This window comes from Nonomuraea sp. NPDC049750 (assembly GCF_040659625.1).
GTDB lineage: Bacteria > Actinomycetota > Actinomycetes > Streptosporangiales > Streptosporangiaceae > Nonomuraea.
Window position 1 is genome coordinate 65,842 of the sequence record NZ_JBFANB010000004.1, and the last position, 22,381, is coordinate 88,222.

Below are 22,381 nucleotides of genomic sequence, written 5' to 3' on the forward strand. Positions count from 1 at the left end.
CTGACGGCTCAGCGGCGGCCTGAGATGGCGATGCGGACCAGGTCTCGGCCGCGTACGCCGTACAGGGCCTTGCCGGAGGGGTCCAGGGCCAGCTTGGGCTCGCCGCCGAACCACTGACCGGCCAAGCCCTCGACGATCGTCTTCGCCGTGAACGTGACCAGGTCCAGCTTGTACACCTTGTCGCCGTCGGTGCAGTAGGCGACACGGTCGGTGACGAACAGCTCGCCGCCCTTGGCGCCCACCTTCAGCGTCCTGGTGACCTTCTTGCGGATCAGGTCGAACTCGAACACCTCACCCGTGCTCGCCATGCCGTACAGGGTGATCGGGCCCAGCGCGAGGGAGGAGATGTACCGCGCGCCCGCGATCGGCTCGACTTGCCACAGCAGCTTCCGCTTGACCAGGTCGAACGCGGCCAGCCTGGCGCTCGTGGTGACAGGCGGCAGCCCGAGGCCCTCCTGGGTGGTGGTGCCGAGGTAGGCGGTGCCGAGGCGGGTGGCGACGGAGTAGACGGTCTGCCGCTCGACGGCTGGACGATAAGTCTCGTACGTGCCGGTGCGCGGTGAGTAGAGCGACAATGCGCCGTTCATGTGGCCGGGCTCCGGCTGCGTGGGCATCACGACCAGGCCCGTCCGCGCGTCGTAGGCGAGGTCACGCGGCCGGTCCTGCTGGTTGCCGGTACGGGCCAGCAGCTTCGGCTCCGCCTCGTCCGGCCGGTAGGAGTAGAGCGCGGCCTGGGTGTAGACGCCGAGGTAGGTGGTGCCGCCGACGGTCAGCAGCGTCTTCGGCTCGCCCGAGATGCCGAGCCTGCTCACCTTGCCCGTGGCCAGGTCGTGGACGTCGGCGCCGCCCTTGCCGCCCACGTAGACGCGGCGGCCGTCGGAGTGGACCGACATCGGCTCCTCCGGCGCCGCCTTGAGCCCGCGCTGCACCAGGTTGAGGTAGTCGAGGGTGCCCGTCGCGGGGTCGTACACGAAGACCGCGCTGTCCTGGATGCCGTAGACGCGCCCCTCGTGGGCCAGCAGCCGATGCGTGAGCGCCTCGAAGTACGGCAGGCCGAGCACTTCCAGCTTGCCCGTGGCCAGTTCGTAGCGGTAGAAGGTGCCCGAGGGGCGGCCGGAGAAGTAGACATAGCCGTCGTGGATCAGCACCGCGACGACGTACTTCTCGCCCGGAGCCGTGGCCTTGACCAGCTTGTAGTCGCCCGGCGCGGCCTTGTCGAGGACGACCAGCTCGGCCAGGGAGTTCATGCCGCCGGCGATGTGGGTGTCGGAGATGTTCATGCTCGACACCCAGTCGCGGTCGGCCAGAGCGGCCGGGAGCAGCTCCCGCTTCTCGCCGGTCGCCCGGTCGATCGCGACGAGGTGGGCGTGGGAGCCGACGCCCGCGTAGACGTACTTGTCGTCGGCCTGGATGCTGCGCACGTACGCCTCACCGGGGGCGGGCTGGCCCAGGTCGCGGCTGGTGCCCGTGGCCGGGTCGTACTCCCAGACGCGGCCCGGCTCCGACGTGCCCATGTAGACCTTGCCGTCGGGGGAGGAGGCCATGGTCCAGATGTAGTGGTCGGGGTATTCGGCGACCTTCGTCACCTGTCCCGCGACGGTGTCGATGCGGTAGAGGTCGGAACGGGCGTGCGTGCCCACATAGACGTCGGTGCCCACCCGGCACATCGCCCAGACGCCCACGCCGGTGGGGATGTCGAAATGGGTGGTGACCGAATCCTTGGCCAGGTCGTAGGCGCCCACCACGTTGGGAGACAGGCCGCGGGAGCCCACGTACAGGACGCCGCCGACGAACTCGCCGTTGCCCAGCGGGCTGGCGACGCTCGCTGGCCCGAGGCCGGTGACGGTGCCCTCGGGCTCGCGGCTGCTCTTGGTCTCCTCGCCGGACCGGGCTTCGGCGGCCTTGGCCTGGATGACCGGTACGGCGGTGAGGGAGGCGGCCGCGGCGGCCGCTCGCAGGAAACGACGACGGGGGATCATGTGCGGCTCCCTTGGTGAAGTTGCGCCGCACGCTATAACGGACCGGGCCGTAATGTCCAGATCGTGTTAGTCGGTCTCCAGGCCGAACAGTTCCGCCGCGTTGCGCCACGCGATCCGCTCGGCCGTCTCGCCCCTGAGGTTCGCCGCGGCGACCGAGCCGAAGGCCGACGACGGGTCGATCAGCGTCGCGTCGGTGCCGAACAGCAGTTGCCGCGCGTCCACGTTCGCCGCCACCTCGGCGATGCGGCCCGCCGGGGCGTGGGACCAGCAGGGCTCCAGGTAGAGGCGGTCGCAGGCGCGGGCCGCCTCGATCGCGTACCTGAACCCGTCGGCGCCCATGTGCCCGGCGATCACCCGGAGCCCCGGCGTGTCGAGGCAGACCTGGGCCAGGTCGAGCACCGAGGGGCCCCAGGTGTGGACCAGCGCCGGGCAGCCCGCCGAGGCGACCAGTTCGAGGGCGTCGCGCAACTGGGGCGAGGTGGCGGGGGAGCCCGTGTAGTCGGTGTGGATCTTGACACCGACGAACCGGCCGGTAGGCAGGTACTCGGCCAGATCCCGGACCGCCTCCTGAAGCCTGCGCGGGTTGATGGTGACATAGCCGTACAACCGACCCTGTCCGCCTTCGCGCCCACTGTCTGGACCGCCTTCGCGCCCGCCGTCCGGGTCGCCTTCGCGCCCGCCGATCCCGCCGTTTCCCTGGTCGTTCAGGGCTGCGGCCAGGGCGCGGTTGCCCGCCGGGGCGTCGTAGATGACCGCCTCGGTGGACGACACGATGGCCCGGTCGATGCCGTAGCGGTCCATGGTGGCGAGGGTCGCCCCGGCCACGTCCATGGTGAAGAACCAGGGGCCCCAATGGGCGTGGACATCGATGATCATCCGAGTAGCCTCCTGGCGTTGCCGCCCGCCACGGCGGCCACCTCGTCGGGCTTCAGGCCGCTGGTCGCCAGCCTGAGCAGCGGGACAACGGGTTCGTAGTGGGGGGTCCGCGAGCCGTACAGCAGCCGGTCGGCGCCGAGCTCCGCGGCGACCGTCTCCAGCGCGTCGGGGGAGTTGAGCAGGCGGGTGGAGGTGTGGAAGCCGGGCTCGTCGGCGGCGGCCACCAGGAAGTCGCCCAGATGGTAGAAGTGCGTGTCGAGGAAGACCACCCTGGCCTCCAGCCCGGCGAACGGCTGCCAGAACCTGCGTACGTCGCCACCGGTCAGGACCGTCATATCCAGCCGCGCCGCCCGCCGGGCGACATGCCGGACCGACGGAAAACCGGGCTCCACGCCCTGCTCATCCGGAAACAGCCGGACCGCCCGCACACCCGCGGCCGCGAGACGGTCCATCTCGTGCCCCGCACCCACGGGATCCCGCAGATCGACCACCCCTACCGGTACGAACGCCGCCGCCGCTCCGGCCGTCGGCCCGCGCGACGCCGCCCCTCCGTTGGGCGCCGCCAAGGTGTCGGCTGCCGTCAGGTCGTCGGGCGCGGTCTGTTCGCCGGATACCGTCAGGGTGTCGGCTGCCGCCAACGCATAGGGCGCCGCCAGCGCGATGGTCGTGTCGTTGCCCGAGCGTACGTCGAAGAGCGCCGCCCGCAGGCTCGCCACCGCCCCCGCCCGGATCCGGTGCGCCGCCAGCATCGCCCGTACGGTGGCCGGAGTCCCGGGCGGCCCGTCGCGGTCCGGGTAGGCGCCCACGAGCACGTCGACGTCCAGGGCCACCTCCAGCCCACCGATCAGCCCCCAAGCGTCGAACGCCATACCGGTCTTGTCCCTAATCGCCATGAAGCCAATCATGCCATTGACGAACAGCGCGCATAAGATTACGGTCATGGCCAAAATCGCTCAGTAATGAACGCGAGGCCCACATGCTCCGCTCACTCATGGTCGTCGTGGCCGGCCTGTTACCCGCCCTCCTCACAGCCCCCACCGCCGAAGCCGCTGCCGTCGCCGATTGTGCGAGCCCGGCGGTGGAGACGTTCGGGCCGGCGTCGGTCACCGGCGCGATCGTCGGCGCCGTCGTCCACGAAGGACACGCCTACGTCGTCGAACGCGGCCCCAAGCCGCCCGTACTGGCGGAGATCGACCTGGCCACCCGCAAGGTCGTCAGGAGCGTCACGCTCCCCGACGGCCCGGCGGCGGGCGAGGCGGAGGGTGGCTGGGCCACCGCCGTGTCCGGCGGCAAGATCTATGTCGGTACGTACCCGGTCCCCGACCTCTACAGCTTCGACCCGGCGACGGGTGAGGTGAAGCGCCTGTACTCGTTCGGGAAGAACGGCGGTTTCGTCTGGAGCCTGACCGCGGCGCCCGACGGCACCCTCTACGCGGGGACGTACCCGGACGGCAAGGTCTGGGAGTACGTCCCCAGCACCGGCGCGGTCCGGAACTTCGGCGTACTGGCGCCCGGCGAGCGTTACGTCAGGGCCATCGCCGCGGACGCCGACCACGTCTACGCCGGCCTGCTCGACAAGGCCCAGCTCATGTCGATCGACCGGGCCACCGGCACGGCCACGCGGCTCGCCACCGGCCCCACGGGATTCGGCGCCGTCGCGGAGCACGGCGACCGCGTGTACGCGGCCAGCGGTGGAACCCTCATCGACGTGCGCAAGGACGGCACCGACCTCCGGCAGCCCGCCCTGGCGGAGGGCAGCCTCGACATGCTCACGGTGGTCGCCGACGGCACGGTCTACGCCACCACCCGCCCGGACGGCGCGGTCTACCGCTACCGGACCGGCGACGCCGCGTTCACGAAGATCGCCGACCCGCCGTCCCCCGGTGACGAGACCAGGCGGCTGCAACTGCTCGACGACAACACCCTGTTCGGCGTCTCGGGCAGCGGCGGCATGTGGTGGCTCGATCTGCGTACGGGCAAGTCGGAGTTCGTGGACCTGGTCGAGGCCGGAATACCCGCCGGTGCCGAACGGCCGCAGAGCATGCTGCTCGTGCCCAACCGCGCCCTCTACATCGGCGGGCACTTCTCGATGGAGGTCCGCGACCTGCGTACGGGCGCCAAGCGCAGGTTCCGCCTGCCCGGCGAGCCCAAGGACCTGGTGCGGCGCGGCAACAAGATCTACGCGGCCATGTACCCGAGCGGGCAGATCCTCTCCATCGACATCCGCACCGACCAGGTGCGCGGGCTCGGCTACCTGGGCCACGACCAGCAGCGGCCATGGGACATCGAGTACGACCCGCTGACCGACAAGCTCCTGGTGGCCTCCGCGCCACTCGGCGCCAAGCTGTCGGGCGCCCTGTCCGTGGTCGACCCGGACACCGGCAAGATGGACGTGTACGTGGACGTCATCCCCGGTCAGAGCCTGATGAGCCTGTCGCTGGGCGCCGGCGTCGTCTACCTGGGCGGCGACGTGCTCGGCGGCGGGGGCACTCCGCCGGTCAAGACCTCGGCGTCCGTGGCGGCCTTCGACCTGAGGAAGCGCAAGGTGATCTGGCAGGTCGATCCGGTCGCCAATTTCCGGACGTTCCAGGACATCAAGGTGCACCGTGGGCTGCTGTACGGCGTGTACAAGCGCGACTCGGGAGCCTGGATCGCGCTGGACCTGGCCACCAAGAAGGTGGTCAGCCAGGGCAAGCTCGCCGGCTACGGAGAGTTGACCGTACATCGGGGCAAGGTGTTCGTGTCCACCTTCTTCGGCGGCGGCAACGCCTACGAACTCGGCACCGACGCCAAGCTGCTGGCCACCGGCCTGGGCGACGAGTGGTACACCAACCCCCAGCTCCACTTCGAGCCCGGCAGCTGGCGTGCCTGGGCCCTGGTGGGCCGGAACCTGGCCCGGATCAGGCTCGACCCCGGCTGCCCGCCCTTGACCATCCCGGCGACCACTGGCTAGATTTCGGTCTGTGCCGAAATGTGTGATCGATGCCCACCGGCTGATCGGTCCCGTACCGTTCGACGACCTGCCGTCGGACCCCGGGCCCGAGATGGACCGGCTGGGCATCGACCGGGCCTGTGTGACCCACACGCTCAGCCTCTACTCGGACGCGCAGGCGGGCAACGAGGTCCTCCTGCGGCTGGACGACCCCCGGCTCATCCCGGTGCCCGTCGTGGTGCCCGGCGTGACCGGGGCGTCCGCGCCGGTCGCGGTTCACGAGGTGCTGGCGTGGAACGTCCGCATGATCAGGCTCTGTCCCGAACGCCACCGCTTCGACCTCACCGGCCCGATCGCGCTGCGCTGGCTGGCCGCCATCGCCCTGCCCATCGCGATCGACCTGGATGAGACGTCGCCCGCCCAGCTCCGCACGCTGCTGGAGCGGCTGCCCGAGCAGCGCGTCCTCCTGCTCAACCCCGGCTACCGTCGCCTGCGCGCGGTGGCCGAACTGATGGCGGAGACCCGCCGCCTCTGGCTGGAGATCGGCACCGTCAACACCCAGGGCGGCGTCGAATGGCTCGCCGATCGGTTCGGGGCGGACCGGCTGGTCTTCGGTACGGGCGCGCCGATCGCCGACGACTGCGGCCCCCGTTTCCTCCTCGACCACCTCGACCTGGAGCCGTCCGCCGTCGACCTGATCGCCGCCGACTCCCTGAGCGGGCTGATGTGAGCCCCCTTCCTGGGCGGGCCGATGTGGTCCTTCGTCCTGAGCGGGCTGATGTGGTCCTCGACGCGCACGGTCACGTCGGCGACTGGCCCGACTTCCTCATCCCCGATCCGTCCGCGGAGGGCCTGGTGGCCACGATGGACCGGATCGGCGTCACCGCGATGGGCATCAGTCACCTGCTCGCGGTCGGCCCGGACGCCGTACGCGGCAACCGGCTGGCCGCCGAGATCGCCGAGCGCTTCCCCGGCCGGTTCGGCGTCTGGCAGGTCTACAACCCGCACCACCGCACGCCCCTGACCCTGGAGGGCGTGTGGGGCGTGAAGCTGCATCCCGACGTACACCAGTGCCGTCTGGACGACCCGCTCTACGACCCGGTGTGGGAGCTCGGCCTGCCCGTTCTCGCCCACGGCCAGACCGACTCGCCGTGGAGCGACCCCGCCCAGTTCGCCGCAGTCGCCGCCCGCCATCCGGCGGTGCCGCTGCTCATGGGGCATACCGGGCTCTGGGCGTACGGCTTCGCTCGCGCCGCCCGTCTGGCGGCCGACCACCCGAACCTCTACCTGGAGATCTGCGGCTCCAAGATGACCGGCCGCTGGATCGCCCGGCTCGTCGACATGATCGGGGCGGATCGGGTGGTGTTCGGGTCGGACGCCTGTTTCCTGGACCTGCGCACCGGTTTCGGCCGGATCGCCCTCGCCCCGCTCACTGACAGGGACCGCACCCTCGTCCAGGGCGCCAACCTCGCCCGCCTCCTCGCTCTCCCTCTGTGACCTGAACCCCCCGAGCCCCCAGCCCCGAGCCATCCCGAGCCCCCAGCCCCCACCCATCAGCCCCGAGCCCCGAGCCATCAGCCCCGAACCCCGCGAACCCCGACCTCTCCAACCCATCCCGGACCCCCAACCGCCAGCTCACCCCAACACGCCCCACCTCACCCCGAGCCGAATCGAAAGGGACGCTCCCCGTGACACTCGCCCTCCACGGTGGTACGCCGGTCCGCTCGGCGCCCTGGCCCGCGTGGCCGCCGCCGCTCGACCCGGCCCAGCGCGCTCTCGTCACCGAGGTCCTGGAGAGCGGCCAGTGGGGCGCCACCCAAGGCGGCTCCACGGTCGCGGACCTGACCGCCGCGTTCGCCCACAGGTCCGGCGTGCCGTACGGCGTGGCGGTCGGGAACGCGACACTGGGCCTGTTCGCCGCGCTGAGAGGTCTGGGGGTTGGGCGGGGCGACGAGGTGATCGTTCCGGCCTACACCTTCGTCGCCTCGGCCACGGCGGTGCTCCTGGCCGGTGCCACGCCCGTGATCGTCGACGTGAACCCGGTGGACCTGCACCTGTCACCAGAGGCCGTCGAAGCAGCGCTGACGGACAAAACGGCCGCCATCATGCCCGTCCACCTGGCCGGCAGCCCCGCCGACATGGATCCGCTCAACGCGCTGGCGGCCCGCCACGGCCTGGTCGTGGTCGAGGACACCGCCCAGGCGCACGGCGCGACCTACAAGGACCGCCCGGTCGGCGGACTGGGCGATGCCGGGGTGTACAGCTTCCAGGCGAGCAAGGCTATGACGGCGGGCGAGGGCGGCTTGATCGTCTGCCGCGACGAGGCCGCGTACGAGGCGATCTGGTCGGTCTGCAACCTCGGCCGGCGGCTCGGCGGTCAGTGGTACGGCCACCCGTCGGTCGGCTGGAACCTCCGGCTCACCGAGATCCAGGCGGCCCTCCTGCTGCCCTGGCTCGACCGCCTCGACACTGAGATCGCCCGCCGCGAGGCCTTCTGCGCCGCCGCCGAACGCGAACTGGCCGACTGGTGCGCGGCGCATGGCGACCAGTCGGCGGGTGTGGGTGCAGCGGGTGGTGGTGAATCGGCGGGTGCGCAGTCGGCGTGCGGTGCGGGCCCGTCTGGGGCGCGGACGGCGTACGGCCGCGGGTTGCCGGTGAGTGTGGTGCCCCGGCCGCCTGGTACCACCCGGGACTCCCGCCATCTGCTCATGCTCCGCTTCCATGAGCCGGTGGACCGGGAGTTCCTGCTCGCCGCGATGGCCGCCGAGGGGGTGCCGCTCGAAGGCGGGTACCCGCCGCTCGGGACGATGGCGGCGCTCGTCCGGGAGGGTGCTCGGGTGGAGCCGTGCCCGGCCGCCGAGGCGGCGGCACGGGAGGTGGTCTGGGTCCGGCAGTCGATGCTCATGGACGACCCCCGCCACGCCGCCCACCTGGCCGAGGCCCTGGCCAAGGTGCTGGCCGCCATGCCGCCCGCCTGATCGTCGTCATCCATGCCCGCTCAGTTCGATCAGCAGGGCGCCGGGATCGCTCTGATCGGATTTTTGAAACCTGGCGATCGGGTAGCGGTGGAGGATCTCCTCCGGGATGGCGAAGGCGTCCACAAGCAGCAGCGCGTACGGCGCGAGCCGCGCGACCGCCTCGTCGAGGAGGATGGGCAACTGCTCGACGTGCTCGGCCGACAGGTGGCCCGCGGCCATCAGGCTTCCGCTGTGCGGGGAGATCCGCCGCAGGGCGAAGATCCGGTGGAGGAGGTGCAGCAGGTCCTGTCCCGCGACGTCTGGGACACCGGGGCGCAGCAGGTCCTGCCCAGCAGCGTCCGGAACGCGGGGGTGCGGCAAGTCCTGCCACATGGCGTCCGAAACGCCGGGGTGTAGCAGGTCCTGCTCGGTAGCGTCCGGAACGTCGGCGGCGGCGTTCAGCAAGGCATCCCCCGCCAGTCGCTGCGCATGGGCGGCGACGAGTTCCAACGCGGGGTTGGTGGCGGCGTTCCAGCGGTTCAGCGGGTGGGGGTCGGCGCATCGTTCGAACGCGGCGCGGGCGCGCCGGTCCCAGATGTGCTCGAGGCAGATCATCAGGTGGTGCAGGAAGCGCGGGCTGGTCAGGGCCGGGGGCGGCGCGGGCGGAGGCGGTGGCAGCGGGTCCCTCAGCAGCATCTTTCCCGCGGCCTTGAGCCAGATGGGCAGGTTGTCGCCTTCGGCGGTGATGGGCAGCTCGCTGCCGGTCAGGAAGTCGGCCAGTCCGTTGACCAGGAACAGCCCCTGGGCGCCACAGCGCTCGCGGCACTCGATCAGCACGTCCCTGCACTGCCAGGTGATCCAGCCCTTGGCGATCGCCACCAGGTTCTCCGCCTGGCCGCGGTCATGCGTGGAATGAGCCGCCCACTGTCGTACCGCGGTCCGGTGCAGGAGCGTGGCGGCGTACACGGTGGCCAGCGCGTCGAGCAGCCGGGCGTGATGGCTGCGATAGGCGAACAGGGGCACGCTGCCGCCCGTGACCTGGCTGAGCCCGGAGGTGTGCCTGGTGTGCGCGTAGCGGATGGCGATGGCGAGCGCGGCGCGGGTGCCGCCCAGGCTGGTCGCGCTCATGCAGAGCTTGCCTTCGGTGACGCGGCCGATCGAGTACAGGAACCGTCGCCGGCGCTCGACGCCGCCGGTGAAGGAACCGTCCGGAAGGATCCGGCCGCGCTCTGACTCCAGCAGCGCGTGGCGGGGCAGTCGTACGTGGTCGAACCCCGTCAGGCAGTGGTCGATCGGGCTGCCCATCCGTTCGGGCAGCCACCGGATCTCGACCCCGGGAAGCGGTCCCGACTCGTCGCTCAGTGGGGTGAGAAAGAGGAACACGCCCTCGTCCGCACCGTCGACGATTAGGCGGGCGGCGACCACCGCGGTCTTCGGGCCGCCGATCGCGCTGGTGTTCGGCATGAACTTGCGGGCGCCCGGGTGCGGGGTGTGCAGGTCGAAGCACGCGGTGAGCGGATCGTAGACGGCGGTGGTCTCCAGCTCGGCGGCGCTGTTGCCGTGGGCGAGCTCGGTGCACAGGAATGTCCCGGTCCGCTGGAGCGGGGCGTAGTCGCGCAGGCTGCGCCGCTCGTGCGGGGTGTGGTCGTGGAGGCTGCCCAGGAACAGGTTGTAGTGGATCCCGGCGAGCATGGTGGTGCCGCAGTCCACGGGACACGCCCATTCATGCAGGGCGGCGAGCGTCTCGATGTCGGACACGAGATCCTCGACCGACCGCACGCTATTGTCGACGTGCCTGAGCCGTTGGTACGACCGGCGCATGCGGTCGTCCGGAGACAGGTCGGCGTTGTCGCGGAAGGGCTCGGAGGCGAACAGGCGGCGCCACGGTTCGTGGACCTCGCTGAAGCGCGGTCCGAAGAGCGCCGCTGTGAGTGCTGATACGTCCGTGACGCCCAAGGTGCGCCCTTTCAGAGTGAAGTACGGCGCACCCCCTGCGGGCAGGAGGTACGCCGTGTCGATCAGAAGCCGGGCCGATCAGAAGCCGGGCCGATCAGAAGCCGGGCCGATCAGAAGCCGGGCCGATCAGAAGCCGGGCCGATCAGAACCTGTGCTCGTCAGAAACCTGGACCCGTCAGAACCTGCCGAACAGGGCGTTGGCGGCTGCGTCGGGATCGGTGCCGAGGAAGTACTCCGTCGACGCGCGTTGCAGTTCCTCGCGCGTCAGGTGCCCCTTCGCTTCCTCGTCGAGCAGGGCGAACGCCTCGGCGCTCTCGTCCGCCGGGACGCCGAACCCGTGCGTGAGGCTGCGGGCGAACTCCTCGCCGGTGATCCGGCCGTCGCCGTCCGCGTCGGCGATGTCGATCAGCGCGTCGAGCAACGGCCGGATGCGCTCGTAGCCGTCGGACTCGTCGAGGACGCCCTCGGTGAAGCCGTCGACGTATTCGGCGAAGCTGACGTGCCCGTCGCCGTCGGCGTCCATGGGCTCGATGACGTCCTCCCAGAACCGGCGGAACGTCGCGCGGACGGCCTCGTGCTCGGGCGATCCGGGCGCCAGGCCGCATGACGCGCTGACGCCGTCGGCGGCGGCGAGATAGTCGTCCAGTTCCAGGGTGTCGCTGCCGTCCCGGTCCATCAGCCCGAAGAAGTGCCGCAGTTTCCGCTCGAGGAGATCAGTCATGGGGTGCCCCTTGCCTTGACGGTTCCTTTACTGATTGTGATGGCTGGATAACTGTGAGTAAAGGAGCGTTCCGATGGATCTACTTTGTAAAGGCGAGCCGGCGCGGCTATGGCACCATGCACTACATGGGACCGTCGCGGATCCTCGCCGTACGACACGGCGAAAGCGAGGCGAATGCCGCCTACCGGCGAGCGGGCGACACGCCACTCGTCTACGAGCGTGGCGATGACGAGGTGACCCTGACGGACCTGGGCCGGCGGCAGGCCGGGGCGCTCGGGCAGTTGCTGGGGGCGCTGCCGCAGGAGGAGGCGCCCGAGTTCGTGTGGTGCTCGCCCTACGCGCGTGCGCTCGACACCTGGGCGAGCGCCTCAGAGGTGTGGCGGACGTTGCCGGTGACGACGGACGAGCGGCTCAGGGATCGGGAGCGGGGGATGCTCTCCCCGTACAACGAGGCGGAGATCGGGCGGCGCCATCCCGAGGAACTGGCGCGCCGGCGGGCGGCGGGGGACTACGACTATCGGCCGCCGGGCGGTGAGTCGGTGGGTGACGTGGCGGTCCGGGTGCGCGCGGCGGTCGGTGATCTGGGCGCGCGGGCCGCTGGGCGGCGGGTGCTGATCGTCGCGCACGACGCGGTGGTGCTGACCCTGCGGCATGTGATCGCCGAGACGCCGGACGCCGAGCTGGCCGCCATGGATGAGTTCGCGCCCGTGCTCAACGCCTCCGTCTCGACGTGGGAGGCGCTGGACGGCCGTCTTGAGCTGCTGTCCTTCAATGACGTCGACCACTTGCGGTCCTTATAGCGGCCTCAACCACTTTTGATGAGATCGGCGCGACCCCGCGTGTCGTCGGCGTCGAACCAGGCCTGCTCCTTGGCGAACCACTCGCGCCACCGCGGTTCCAGCTCCGGCCCGTCGCGCTCGATCACCCGGCGCAGCCGCACCTCTTCGGGGGCCTCCACCCAGATGGTGAACGCCAGCAGATGGCCCGCCGATCGGCGGGCCGTGCCCACGCCTTCGATGATCAGGACCGGTGCGGCAGGGACCGTGATCAGGTCCGTGTATTCGCCGCGTACCCAGTCATAACGGCGGAACGCGCCCGGGAGTCCGCGCTGGAGCGGGCGGAGCACCTGCGTGTCGAGGGCGTCGAACCAGCCGCCGGGGCCCTCGTCCCACGGGACCGGGAAGTCGTCGCTGTGCACTACCTGGCAGCCGAGTTCGGTGGCCAGTTCGCCGGCGAACGTGGTCTTGCCCGACCCGGCGGGGCCGTCGACGGCGACCAGCCGGACCGGCCCGCACGACGGATCGAGCGCCTGGATGCGGCGGGCGGGCGATTCCACGGCTCCCAGGGTAGGTGAAGGAGACACGAAGCCTGAAAGACTACTCTTTCGCCACGAACGCAATTCTGGAGGCTGACCTTGCCCGGACCCCTTGGTGACATCGTGGTGCTGGATCTGTCCAGGGCCTTGGCGGGCCCGCACGCCGCTCAGATGCTCGGCGATCTCGGCGCCCGGGTGATCAAGGTGGAGCATCCGGACGGAGGAGACGAGTCCCGGGGCTGGGGGCCGCCCTTCGTCGGGCCGGATCACGATATTTCCACTTATTTTCTGGCGGCGAACCGCAACAAGCAGTCCATCGCCATCGACCTCAAGTCCGCCGACGGCAAACAGCTCGTCGAGCGCCTGGTACGCCAGAGCGACGTGCTCATCGAGAACTTCCGTACCGGCGTGCTCGACCGCCTCGGCTTCTCCGTCGAGCGGCTGCACGAGCTCAACCCGCGCCTGGTCATCCTGTCGATCACCGGCTTCGGCCACGACGGGCCCGAGGGCGGCCGGCCGGGCTACGACCAGATCGCCCAGGGCGAGGCCGGCCTGATGTCGCTGACGGGCCCCTCGCGCGACGAGCCGTACCGTGTGGGCGCGTCCATCGCCGACCTGCTCGCGGGCATCCACGGCGCGTACGGCGTGACCGGGGCCCTGTACGAGCGCGAGCGGACCGGCCGGGGCCGGGTGGTGCGTACGTCGCTGCTGGCCGCCGTCACCGGCGTGCACTCCTACCACGGCACGGCGTGGACCGTGGGCGGCCAGGTGCCCGGCGCCAACGGCAACCACCACGCCTCGATCGCCCCCTACGGCGCCTTCCATTGCGCCGACGGGATGCTGCAGATCGCGGCGGCCAACGACGGCCAGTGGAAGAAGGTGGCCGCCCTACTGGGCATAGACCCAGATGTGGCTAAATATGCGACGAACAGGGAGCGATTCGCGCACCGGGATGAGCTGATCGCCGACATGGAGAAGGCTCTGGCCGCGCACGACCGCGGCCACTGGCTGGCCAGGCTCGGTGAGGCGGGAGTGCCCGCGGGCGCGATCCGCTCGATCGACGAGGTCTACACCTGGGACCAGACCCGCTCGCAGGGCCTGGTGATCGAGGTGGACCATCCCGTACTCGGCCGCATCGAACTGCCGGGCCCCCCGCTGCGCTTCGAAGACGGCCCCGAGGTGGCGCACACTCCGCCGCCCGCCCTGGGCCAGGACGGCGACGCGGTGCTCAGCTGGCTGGAAGAGCGCGAGGGGTGATGCGAATCCGATGGCACCGGCGGGCGCTCTGGTGCGTCAACATTCCGACATCGCCGGTTAGTAGGGAGCCATGGTGAGCCGTCCGGACGCGCGCACACTGATCGAAACGGTCCTCGACGCCGGATCGTGGAAGTCGTGGGACGCGCCGCCCGCCGATCCGGTGGCGCCGGGCTCCTCCTATGCCGACGAGCTGGCCGCGGCCCGCGCCAAGTCCGGCTATGACGAGTCCGTCGTCACCGGCGAGGGCCTGCTCGACGGGCGGCGGGTGGCCGTGGTGGTCTCCGAGTTCTCGTTCATGGCCGGGTCGATCGGGGTGGCGGCGGCCGAGCGGGTCGTCGCCGCCGCCGAGCGGGCCACCCGTGAGCGGCTGCCGCTGCTGGCCGCGCCCGCCTCGGGCGGCACCAGGATGCAGGAGGGCGCGCTCGCGTTCGTGCAGATGGTGAAGATCACCGCCGCGGTGCAGGCGCATCGCGGGGCGGGCCTGCCGTTCGTGGTGTATCTGCGGCATCCGACGACCGGTGGGGTGTTCGCGTCGTGGGGCTCGCTCGGGCATGTCACGGCCGCGGAGCCGGGGGCGCTGATCGGGTTCCTGGGGCCGCGGGTGTTCGAGTCGTTGCACGGTTATCCGTTCCCCGAAGGCGTACAGGTGGCGGAGAACCTGCACGAGCACGGGCTGGTCGACGCGGTGGTGTCGGCCGACGACGCGCGGGAGGTGGCGATCAGGGCGCTGTCGGTGCTGTGCGCCGAACGTAGCGGGCTGGTCGCCGGCGAGCCGCCCGAGGAGGACCTGCGGCCGGTGGAGGCGTGGGAGGCGATCACCCGCTCGCGCCGCGACGACCGTCCCGGCGCGCGCACGCTGCTCAAGCTGGCCGCCACCGACGTGACCCCGCTCACCGGCAACGGCGCGGGCGAGAACGAGCCGGGCCTGCTGCTGGCGCTGGCGCGGTTCGGCAGCGCGCCGGCCGTCGTGCTCGGCCAGGACCGGCGCCGGGCGCGGCCCAGCTCGCCGCTCGGCCCCGGCGGGCTGCGGATGGCCAGGCGCGGCATGCGGCTGGCCGCCGAGCTGGGGTTGCCCCTGGTCACCGTGATCGACACGGCGGGTGCGGCGCTGTCGAAGGCGGCCGAGGAGGGCGGGCTGGCCGCGGAGATCGCCCGCTGCCTGGCCGACCTGGTCATGCTCGACGCGCCGACGGTGTGCCTGCTGCTCGGTGAGGGCGCGGGCGGCGCGGCGCTGGCCTTGCTGCCCGCCGACCGGGTGCTGTGCGCGCAGCACGCGTGGCTGTCGCCGCTGCCGCCGGAGGGCGCCTCGGCGATCCTCTATCGCAGTGTGGACTTCGCGCCGGAGATCGCTCAGCAGCAGCGGGTGCGGGCCACCGACCTGCGGCGTGACGGGATCGTCGACCGGGTGATCCCGGAGGTGCCCGATGCCGCGTACGAGCCGCGCGCCTTCTGCGAGCGGGTGGGACGGGCGCTGGAGTACGAGATCGCCGGGCTGCTGGCGCGCAGCCCGGCGGACCGTCGAGCGGCCCGCCAGGCCCGCTACCGCAACCTGGGCGGCTAGCCTGGCGGGCCGTTACCGCTTAGCGCGGCTCCTTCGGCTCGTACGTCCACAGCACGTGTCCATCGGCGGCGAAGCCGGTGAACCGCATGCCCGACCAGAACAGCCCCTGATTGCCGACCGCCTTGGGCACCGGCCCGGCGAACAGCAGCACGCCCTGGTTCCAGGGGTCGGGCACCGTGCTCGCGGTGAGGCGCCCGCCGCCCTTGAGCGTGACCTCGACCTTGGCCGTGCCGGGCACGGTGAAGCCGTACCACTCCTGCCGGTTCCCTGACCATTGCAGGGGGAGCTCCGGGGCGGCGATCATGTCGCTCAGCTTCCCACCTGGGGCGGGCTGGAAGGAGCCGGGCTGTTCCTTGCCGTCCTTCCACCACTTGACGCACGGGCCGTCGTGCAGGTTGGCGGTGAGCCCGCTGGGGAAGACGTGACCGGCATCGAGGGGCTTCTTGTCCTCCCAGCACCAGCCGCGCCGCGTCAGGTCGACCTGTTCGATTTGCTTGCCTCGCACCTTGTACGCGAAGGCGCGCACTTTCGCGTCGCGCGGGTACCTGACCCACCACACGGGCGCGGGCAGGTCCTTGCCGCGCGTCAGGGTGGCGGGCAGGCGACGTCCGTCCTCCAGCACCGCGTCGATCGACAGCCAGTCGTCCTCGGCCGCGCCGAAGGCGACGACGCTGCCCGGCAGCGGCAGGTAGGTCTCCACCCGGCCACTGGAGAGGCTGTCGGACGGCGGTTCGGGCCGCACCCGGGCGCAACCGATCTGCTCCCCGCCGTCGGCGCCGGTGCCACCGGTGGCGCACAGCTGCAGGCCGTCCTCGTAGGGGTACTTGCCGAACGAGAGCCGTACCGGTCCCTTGCTGAAGTCGTCGGTTCCGGGGACGGTGATGGGCTCGCCGATCCGCTTGAAGTTCGAGTTCGGCGACGAGGTGCGGCGTGGCCTGTCCTCACGCCAGAGCTGCTTGCCCGCGGCGTCGTAGCCCGCCCACCAGCCGCCGAGAGACCAGTCGAGGGGTGGCAGGTGCGCGAGGGTGAACAGGTTGCGGTCGAGGTTCCACGGATCGGGGATGCCCTGCATGGTGAGCGGGGCGTCGGAGCCGAGCGCTATCTGGATCTTGACGGTGTCCCGCTTCGTGGCGGTGTAGATGAGTCCGTCCTCGGAATGGATCATGGGGGCCTTGGCCGTCATCGGATCCTTCAGGTCGAGGTTGACCCAGCCGAGCTCCTTGGTACCGCGGAACCAGACCACACTGCGGCCCTGGACCTTGTCGTCGTAGGGGCGCACCATGACCTCGCCGGGCAGCCGCATGGGCTGGCCGATCGGTGTGTGCCTGCTGCTCTCGCCGGCGAGGCGCCTGGGCGAGGTGTCCGAGCCTCGCCTGCCGCGCGCGTCGGTGAACTCGACCGTGGACACCTTGTCCCCGGCCGACAGGGCCAGCGTCCAGATGACCATCGGGGCGCCCTCGGAACGGTGCACGGTCGCGTCGACGCGCCGGCCGTCCGCCAGCACGGCCGTGACCTTCGCCACGTCGTTGTCGGCCACGCCGTAGTCCACGTAGGCGGACGGGGTGTCGGCGCGGGTGGAGCCCTCGTACATGCCGCTGCGTTCAAAGATCTCGGCCACGCGCAGGTCGTGGCACGAGCCGTACGGATCGCCGTCCGCAGGGACGGCGACGAAGCACACTTCGGGGACGCCGAGCGGGTCCCGGGCGAACCACAGACGCAGCGGCTTGCCCCGCGCCGGATCGTCCACCACCACCTGCTCCCCGGCCGCCGTCTTGCCCTCCATGAGCTGCTTGTAGACCTCGTCGGGATCGCTCGCGCTGTTGCGGCCCAGACCCCCGTTGAGCAGGATGGGGACGAAGATGGCCAGCAGCGCGATGGGCAGGGCGGCGAGCAGCCACCGCCCGCGCGGCACCGGCGGGGGAGTGCGGCGCTGGACCTTGAGCCAGGCGTTCGGATCGGCCTCGTAGGTCTGGGCACGGGCTTCGAGTGCCGCCCGCAGGCGTGCTTCGAGGTCGCTCACTGGTCCTCCTCCTTCAGCGCCTTGCCCAGAGCGGCCAGGGCCCTGCTGGCGTGGGTCTTGACCGAACCCGCCGAGACGCCCATGACGTCGGCGATCTCGCGTTCGGACAGGTCGAGCCAGTAGCGCAGGACGAGGGCTTCGCGCTGCCTGCGCGGGAGGCGGTCGAGTGCCGCGAGCAGTTCGCGGTGCTCCTCGGCGACGATCACCGCGTGCTCGCTGCTGCGTTCATGCTCGGGAGGATCGGGGCGGCGCAGCCGGACCAGCCTGAGGTGGCGCAGGCGGTTGCGGGTGAGGTTGCAGACGATCGTGCGCAGGTACGACACGGCCGCCCCGTCGTCGCGCAGCCGTCTGATGTGCAGCCGGGAGAACGCCTCCTGGGCGATGTCCTCCGGGTCGTCGGCGCCGAGCAGGCCCGCCAGCCGTACCAGGGGGTGGTAGTGGGCGGCGAACAGCTCGGCGAATGACGGCTGCGCCATGGTGGAGGAGTCGATCACAGTACAGAGACACCCAAGACGGGCGTCGGTTGACTAGGGGACGGGAATCCGTTCGACGCGGATCGAGAAGACCTCCTCACGGGGCACCACGACCTCGTAGGCGCCGTGGTCGACCATCCAGTAGCCGAGCGCCTCCGCCTTCATGCCGCTGTGGCCGGTGTAGGCGATGTGCAGGCCGTCGTCGTCCTCGTCGAGCACGATGCACGGCTCGCCGCCGAACGCACCGACCGTGCGGATCAGCGCCAGCCAGTCGAGCTCGGCGCGGCCGACCGTACGCCGCCAGTAGCCGGAGCCCGGCTCGAATCCGTCGAGCTCCTCCTCGCTGAACAGCACCACCTGGTCGCTGTCGGGGCCGAGCGCGGCGGGCAGCGTGCGCTCGGCGAAGCGCGCGACGAAGCCGGCGGCCACGGGGGTGATCTCGTCACTCATGCGGCGGGCCGCCAGGTGAGCCCGTCATAGGTGGCGAACGGCCGCTCCTGTTCGGGGGTGATGTGCACGATCTCCGCCCCCGCGGGGATGGGGATCGGCGTGGTGTGGAACTGCGGGACCACGTGCTCGCGCGAGGTGGTGAACCCGTTTCCGGCGAACGGCGGCGCGTCGCTCCAGTCACCGCCCATATGCGGTCCGTACGGAACGGCGTAGGTGTCGGCGTCGCGGGCGTACCAGCGCATGACATAGAGCTCGGGCACGTCGGCCGTCAGCTCCGATCCCTCGAACGAAAGGTCGAGTCCGTAGTAGAGCTGTCTGGGGGTCGTCAGCCGGACGCAGTCCTGAAGCCGGTAGACGTAGCCGGAGATGACCGTGCGTTTACCCGATAGGTATGGCACGAGCAGACGCGGCGGGACGACCTTCTGCATCTGCGTTCTGCTCACTGTTCTACTTTACGATCGCTTGATACCTAGTACGCGATGTTCGAGGCACGGCAGGGCGGTCCTGGCCGCTGCGGTCACTTCTGGATCCACCTCCACGAGCTGAATGCCCGGATTGGTGCCCAGATCGGCGCGGACTACACCGAGCGGGTCGACCAGCATGCTGCGGCCCACCCCGAAACCGTCGCTCGACTCGGCCGGATTGGGTGCCTGGCCGACGGCGGCGGTCCAGGTCGTGTTCTCCAGCGCCCGCGCCCGGACCAGCGTGGTCCAGTGATCCTCCTTGAGCGGGCCCGATCCCCACGCGGCGATGACCGCGAACAGCTCGGCGCCCTGGTCGACCAGCGCTCTGGCCAGCTCGGGGAAGCGGACGTCGTAGCAGGTGATCAGCCCGACGCGGAGCCCCGCGAGCTCCACCACCGTGGGCTCGGCGCCGGGGGCGACCAGCTCGGATTCCTTCGCGCCGAAGGAGTCGAACAGGTGGATCTTCCGGTAGGCGGCCTTGACGGAGCCGTGCGCGTCGATGGCCACGGCGGTGTTGTGCACTCGGCCGGAGCTCGGCTCGAACACGCCGGCGATCACCGCGAGGCCGTGCTCGCGGGCCGCCCGCGCCATACCGGACACGAACGGCCCGTCGAGCGGCTCGGCCAGGTCGGTGATGCGGCTGCCGTAGCGGGTCAGCGTCGCCTCGGGGAAGATCGCCAGGTCGGCGCCTTCGGCCTTGGCGAGCGCTTCGCGGACCCTCTTGAGGTTGGCAGACGGGTCAGGAGACACCGGGATCTGGCAGAGGGCGATTGTGGTCACGGCCCGACTCTAACCGGTTGGGCACCCGTCGAAACCAGGTCAGGCATCGCCAGATCCACTCGAGCGGGCCGTACCTGAATCTCGCCAGCCACCAGGCGCTGAACGGAACCTGTACGGCCAGCGTCGCCACGGTGATGACGAGCACCCACCAGCGCGTGGGATCGGTCTTGAGCAGGGGGCCCGCCAGGGCGATCACCAGCGTGCCGGAGACGTAGTTGGTCAGCGCCATCCGCCCGAGCGGCTCCAGCGCCGCCGACAGCGGCGCCGACCACCGGGTGCGCAGGGCCAGCAGCAGGCCGGTGGAGTAGGCGGTGGCCCCGGCGAGCGCGGCCACGCTGTAGACGGTCCAGTTGTGGTTGGTGGTCCAGGCGGCGGTGAGCAGCGCGCAGGCCAGCGTGCTGACCGCGAAGACCGGCAGCAGCAGCCGCCCGGACGGGCGCGACTGCATCAGCGCCATGCCGAGCAGGAACAGCGCCGGGATGAGATATGGCCCGGCCCCGACCGACACCGTCCACACGACCGCGGCCACCCCGAGGATCATCATGGGCAGGCCGCCGGCCAGGAACGAGGCGGGCAGCAGCACCAGCGCCCCGAAGGCCGCGTAGGCCGTCAGCACCTCGCCGCTGTAGAACGTGCGCTGGAGCAGCCCGAAGCACAGCAGCCAGAACAGCCGGCGCAGCAGCACCCACCGCCCGGCCCGCTCCAGGACCAGGACGAAGCTGATGCCGAACAGCAGCGAGAAGATCGGGTAGAACCGGCTCTGGAACAGCGCGTCGATGGTCCAGTCGATGCCGTTCTTGGGTTCGTGCACGGCGTGCTGCCAGGTGTTGACCAGCATGATGCCGCCCACCGCGAAGCCGCGGAGCGCGTCGAGCTCTCGGATGCGCCTCACAGGATCCAGGCGAACCACCATACGAGGAATCCGGCCGCCGTGACCGCGGCCACCGCCTGTGGCCATCCCCGCCGCAGCGCGAGCGCGCCGAGCGTCAGTACGGCCGAGCCGACCGCCACCCAGGTGTACGGCCAGGCCGAGGCGGGCAGGCCGACGGCCAGCGCGGTCTCGTTCTCCTTGAGCATGCCCCACACCGCCGAGCCGAGCAGCCCCGTGAACGCCGTCCCCGCCAGTCCGGCGAAGGCGGTCAGCGCCCGGCCCTTCAGCGCGCCCGCGACCAGCTGGATCAGCGACACCAGCGCGAACAGCGCGAACGGGGCGGCCAGCCAGGGCGACAGCGAGATCTGGTACGGGGCGCCGGTCGCGAGTACGTCACCCGGGTTCAGCCGGGGGAAGACGGTCGCCTTCTCAGGCGAGCAGGGTGCGGCCGCCCCGCCTGACGGGGTGTCCACGAAGGCCAGGATGTGGCGGCGGGCGCAGGCGTTGGCCAGGAACACCGCGTGGCCCGTGCCCGCGAACTCCACGAAGCGGGCGTTGGGCAGGCTCTTGGCGGCGGGCTCGCTGGTCCTGGTCGGCGTCGTGGGGTCGTACTGGCCGCCCACCACGAGCACCGGGGCCTTCGTGGTGGCGTTGACGGGTGCCGACTTGGGAAGCTTCCAAGCATCACACACCGCTTTGTCGCTGTTTACGGTGAAAAGTCGGGATTTTGTGGCGAATGTGTTGAACGGGAACTCGTCCTGGCACTGCACCGCGTTGTACAGCCCGAACTCGTGGGAGACCAGCCCGTCGCCCACCGCGTCGGCGAGCGGGCGCAGCAGCTCGTCGTGGCCCTTGCTCAGCGCGTCGATCATCGCCGGCGCCACGGCGAGCACGTCGGCCTCGTGCAGCGCCTCCGCCATGATCGTCGAGACGTCGTCGCCGGTCAGCCGGGCGGTAAAACCCGTGCCGAGCAGCGGGTCCGTGGTCGGCACGCGGGCCGGGCGGGCGTTCAGCCGCTGCACCATCGCCTCGAACGGCTCGCGCAGGCCCAGCTTGGCCACGGTGTCGGTTAAGTTGCGGTCGGCGTCGTCGTACCAGCCGACCTTCTCCGGCAGGTACGAGTCGAGCACCACCGAACGCACACCCGCCGGGTCGGCGGCGGCCACGTCCATCATGACCCGGGTCGAGTAGCTGACCCCGAACAGGTTCCAGGTGGGGTAGCCGAGCGCCTTGCGCAGCTCGACGACGTCGGCGGCGATCTCCTTGGTGTTGTAGCCGCGCAGGTCCACGCCCTGCCGCGTGAGCCGCTCCCGGCACTTCAGCGCGGCGGCGCCGACGTCGGCCGACGGCTCGCGCAGCCGGTCCAGCATCGCCTCGGCCGTCTCCGGGCAGCCCAGCGTCGGCTGGGAGTATTTGCTGCCGCGCTGCTCGACGGCCACCACGTCACGGTCGGGGAACATCTGGCTCAAGAACCCCGTGAGCTGCATCGACGCCGAAGCCGGGCCGCCGCTCATATAGACGACCGGGTCGGGCTTACGATCCTTGGCCGTGGAGGCGTGCACGGCGTAACCGACCTTTATCGTCTTGCCCGGCGTGTCCCTGCGTTCGGGGACGATCAGGAAACCGCAGGTCGTCTGGTCGGGCGTGGCGACGGGACACGCGCTCTTCTCGACACCGCCCGGAGCCATGACGGGCGGCGCGGAGAGGGCGAGTGCGAGGAGGACCCGGATGATCACGGGAAGAGGTTAGCGGGAAGAGATTAATCGAGG

Annotated in this window: 20 protein-coding genes; 7 read left to right on the forward strand and 13 right to left on the reverse strand. The window is 70.9% G+C overall.

All coding sequences use genetic code 11. From position 1 onward, the window contains the following. Positions 1 to 8: 8 nt before the first annotated feature. From AB0J16_RS12235 to AB0J16_RS12245, 3 genes are all read right to left on the reverse strand, one after another. A complete protein-coding gene (locus AB0J16_RS12235) occupies positions 9 to 1,979 on the reverse strand; it encodes a hypothetical protein (protein ID WP_358537693.1) in 1,971 nt (656 codons plus the stop codon). Positions 1,980 to 2,045: 66 nt separating this feature from the next. After that, complete coding sequence (locus tag AB0J16_RS12240) at positions 2,046 to 2,855, reverse strand: amidohydrolase family protein (RefSeq protein ID WP_358537695.1); 810 nt, start codon at positions 2,853 to 2,855, stop codon at positions 2,046 to 2,048. After that, complete coding sequence (locus AB0J16_RS12245; protein ID WP_358537698.1) at positions 2,852 to 3,748, reverse strand: amidohydrolase family protein; 897 nt, start codon at positions 3,746 to 3,748, stop codon at positions 2,852 to 2,854. Before AB0J16_RS12245 ends, AB0J16_RS12240 begins: the two co-directional genes overlap by 4 nt. 83 nt (positions 3,749 to 3,831) lie before the next feature. Here AB0J16_RS12245 and AB0J16_RS12250 point away from each other — a divergent pair, with 83 nt between their 5' ends. The 4 genes from AB0J16_RS12250 (at position 3,832) to AB0J16_RS12265 (ending at position 8,765) form a co-directional block, all read left to right on the forward strand. After that, positions 3,832 to 5,808 (forward strand): hypothetical protein, encoded by a 1,977-nt coding sequence (locus AB0J16_RS12250; RefSeq protein ID WP_358537700.1) that lies wholly within the window; start codon positions 3,832 to 3,834, stop codon positions 5,806 to 5,808. A 10-nt stretch (positions 5,809 to 5,818) separates the two neighbouring features. Then, complete coding sequence (locus AB0J16_RS12255; protein ID WP_358537702.1) at positions 5,819 to 6,517, forward strand: amidohydrolase family protein; 699 nt, start codon at positions 5,819 to 5,821, stop codon at positions 6,515 to 6,517. A 23-nt stretch (positions 6,518 to 6,540) separates the two neighbouring features. Beyond that, positions 6,541 to 7,284 carry an amidohydrolase family protein gene (locus AB0J16_RS12260; protein WP_358537704.1) on the forward strand — a complete coding sequence of 248 codons (744 nt, stop codon included), beginning with the start codon at positions 6,541 to 6,543 and terminating at the stop codon, positions 7,282 to 7,284. Between the two features lie 191 nt (positions 7,285 to 7,475). Beyond that, positions 7,476 to 8,765 carry a DegT/DnrJ/EryC1/StrS family aminotransferase gene (locus AB0J16_RS12265; RefSeq protein WP_358537706.1) on the forward strand — a complete coding sequence of 430 codons (1,290 nt, stop codon included), beginning with the start codon at positions 7,476 to 7,478 and terminating at the stop codon, positions 8,763 to 8,765. A gap of 6 nt (positions 8,766 to 8,771) precedes the next feature. Here AB0J16_RS12265 and AB0J16_RS12270 read toward each other — a convergent pair whose 3' ends face one another. Together AB0J16_RS12270 and AB0J16_RS12275 are read right to left on the reverse strand one after the other, a co-directional pair. Beyond that, positions 8,772 to 10,700 carry an acyl-CoA dehydrogenase gene (locus AB0J16_RS12270; RefSeq protein ID WP_358537708.1) on the reverse strand — a complete coding sequence of 643 codons (1,929 nt, stop codon included), beginning with the start codon at positions 10,698 to 10,700 and terminating at the stop codon, positions 8,772 to 8,774. 175 nt (positions 10,701 to 10,875) lie between these two features. Further along, entirely contained in the window at positions 10,876 to 11,421 is a 546-nt protein-coding gene (locus AB0J16_RS12275; protein ID WP_358537711.1) for an EF-hand domain-containing protein, read from the reverse strand. Between the two features lie 125 nt (positions 11,422 to 11,546). Between AB0J16_RS12275 and AB0J16_RS12280 the strand changes: the two genes are divergently transcribed. Continuing rightward, positions 11,547 to 12,221: a histidine phosphatase family protein gene (locus tag AB0J16_RS12280; RefSeq protein ID WP_358537713.1), complete on the forward strand. Its 675-nt coding sequence runs from the start codon at positions 11,547 to 11,549 to the stop codon at positions 12,219 to 12,221. Between the two features lie 5 nt (positions 12,222 to 12,226). Here AB0J16_RS12280 and AB0J16_RS12285 read toward each other — a convergent pair whose 3' ends face one another. After that, positions 12,227 to 12,757 (reverse strand): AAA family ATPase, encoded by a 531-nt coding sequence (locus AB0J16_RS12285; protein WP_358537715.1) that lies wholly within the window; start codon positions 12,755 to 12,757, stop codon positions 12,227 to 12,229. Positions 12,758 to 12,835: 78 nt separating this feature from the next. On the opposite strand from AB0J16_RS12285, the gene AB0J16_RS12290 reads away from it, so the two are divergent. Both AB0J16_RS12290 and AB0J16_RS12295 read left to right on the forward strand, forming a co-directional pair. Then, positions 12,836 to 13,993, forward strand: coding sequence for a CoA transferase (locus AB0J16_RS12290; protein WP_358537717.1), 1,158 nt, complete (start codon positions 12,836 to 12,838; stop codon positions 13,991 to 13,993). 70 nt (positions 13,994 to 14,063) lie between these two features. Beyond that, complete coding sequence (locus tag AB0J16_RS12295) at positions 14,064 to 15,554, forward strand: carboxyl transferase domain-containing protein (protein ID WP_358537720.1); 1,491 nt, start codon at positions 14,064 to 14,066, stop codon at positions 15,552 to 15,554. Between the two features lie 19 nt (positions 15,555 to 15,573). Here the strand turns inward: AB0J16_RS12295 and AB0J16_RS12300 are convergent, their stop codons facing one another. Genes AB0J16_RS12300 through AB0J16_RS12330 form a run of 7 tightly spaced genes read right to left on the reverse strand, consistent with a single transcriptional unit; the run spans position 15,574 to position 22,348 of the window. Further along, complete coding sequence (locus tag AB0J16_RS12300) at positions 15,574 to 17,574, reverse strand: hypothetical protein (protein ID WP_358537723.1); 2,001 nt, start codon at positions 17,572 to 17,574, stop codon at positions 15,574 to 15,576. Continuing rightward, a complete protein-coding gene (locus AB0J16_RS12305) occupies positions 17,571 to 18,050 on the reverse strand; it encodes a SigE family RNA polymerase sigma factor (protein WP_358537725.1) in 480 nt (159 codons plus the stop codon). Before AB0J16_RS12305 ends, AB0J16_RS12300 begins: the two co-directional genes overlap by 4 nt. Before the next feature lie 51 nt (positions 18,051 to 18,101). Beyond that, the gene (locus tag AB0J16_RS12310) at positions 18,102 to 18,497 is read right to left on the reverse strand and encodes a hypothetical protein (RefSeq protein WP_358537728.1); all 396 of its coding nucleotides are present in this window, start codon (positions 18,495 to 18,497) and stop codon (positions 18,102 to 18,104) included. Then, on the reverse strand, positions 18,494 to 18,940 hold the full coding sequence (locus AB0J16_RS12315; RefSeq protein WP_357941268.1) for a hypothetical protein: 447 nt from the start codon (positions 18,938 to 18,940) through the stop codon (positions 18,494 to 18,496). Before AB0J16_RS12315 ends, AB0J16_RS12310 begins: the two co-directional genes overlap by 4 nt. A gap of 9 nt (positions 18,941 to 18,949) precedes the next feature. Continuing rightward, positions 18,950 to 19,741 carry a carbon-nitrogen hydrolase family protein gene (locus tag AB0J16_RS12320; protein ID WP_358537730.1) on the reverse strand — a complete coding sequence of 264 codons (792 nt, stop codon included), beginning with the start codon at positions 19,739 to 19,741 and terminating at the stop codon, positions 18,950 to 18,952. Continuing rightward, complete coding sequence (locus AB0J16_RS12325; protein WP_358537732.1) at positions 19,701 to 20,633, reverse strand: DUF418 domain-containing protein; 933 nt, start codon at positions 20,631 to 20,633, stop codon at positions 19,701 to 19,703. Before AB0J16_RS12325 ends, AB0J16_RS12320 begins: the two co-directional genes overlap by 41 nt. Beyond that, the gene (locus AB0J16_RS12330; protein WP_358537734.1) at positions 20,630 to 22,348 is read right to left on the reverse strand and encodes an alpha/beta hydrolase; all 1,719 of its coding nucleotides are present in this window, start codon (positions 22,346 to 22,348) and stop codon (positions 20,630 to 20,632) included. The genes AB0J16_RS12325 and AB0J16_RS12330 overlap by 4 nt, the downstream gene beginning before the upstream one ends. Positions 22,349 to 22,381 lie beyond the last annotated feature (33 nt).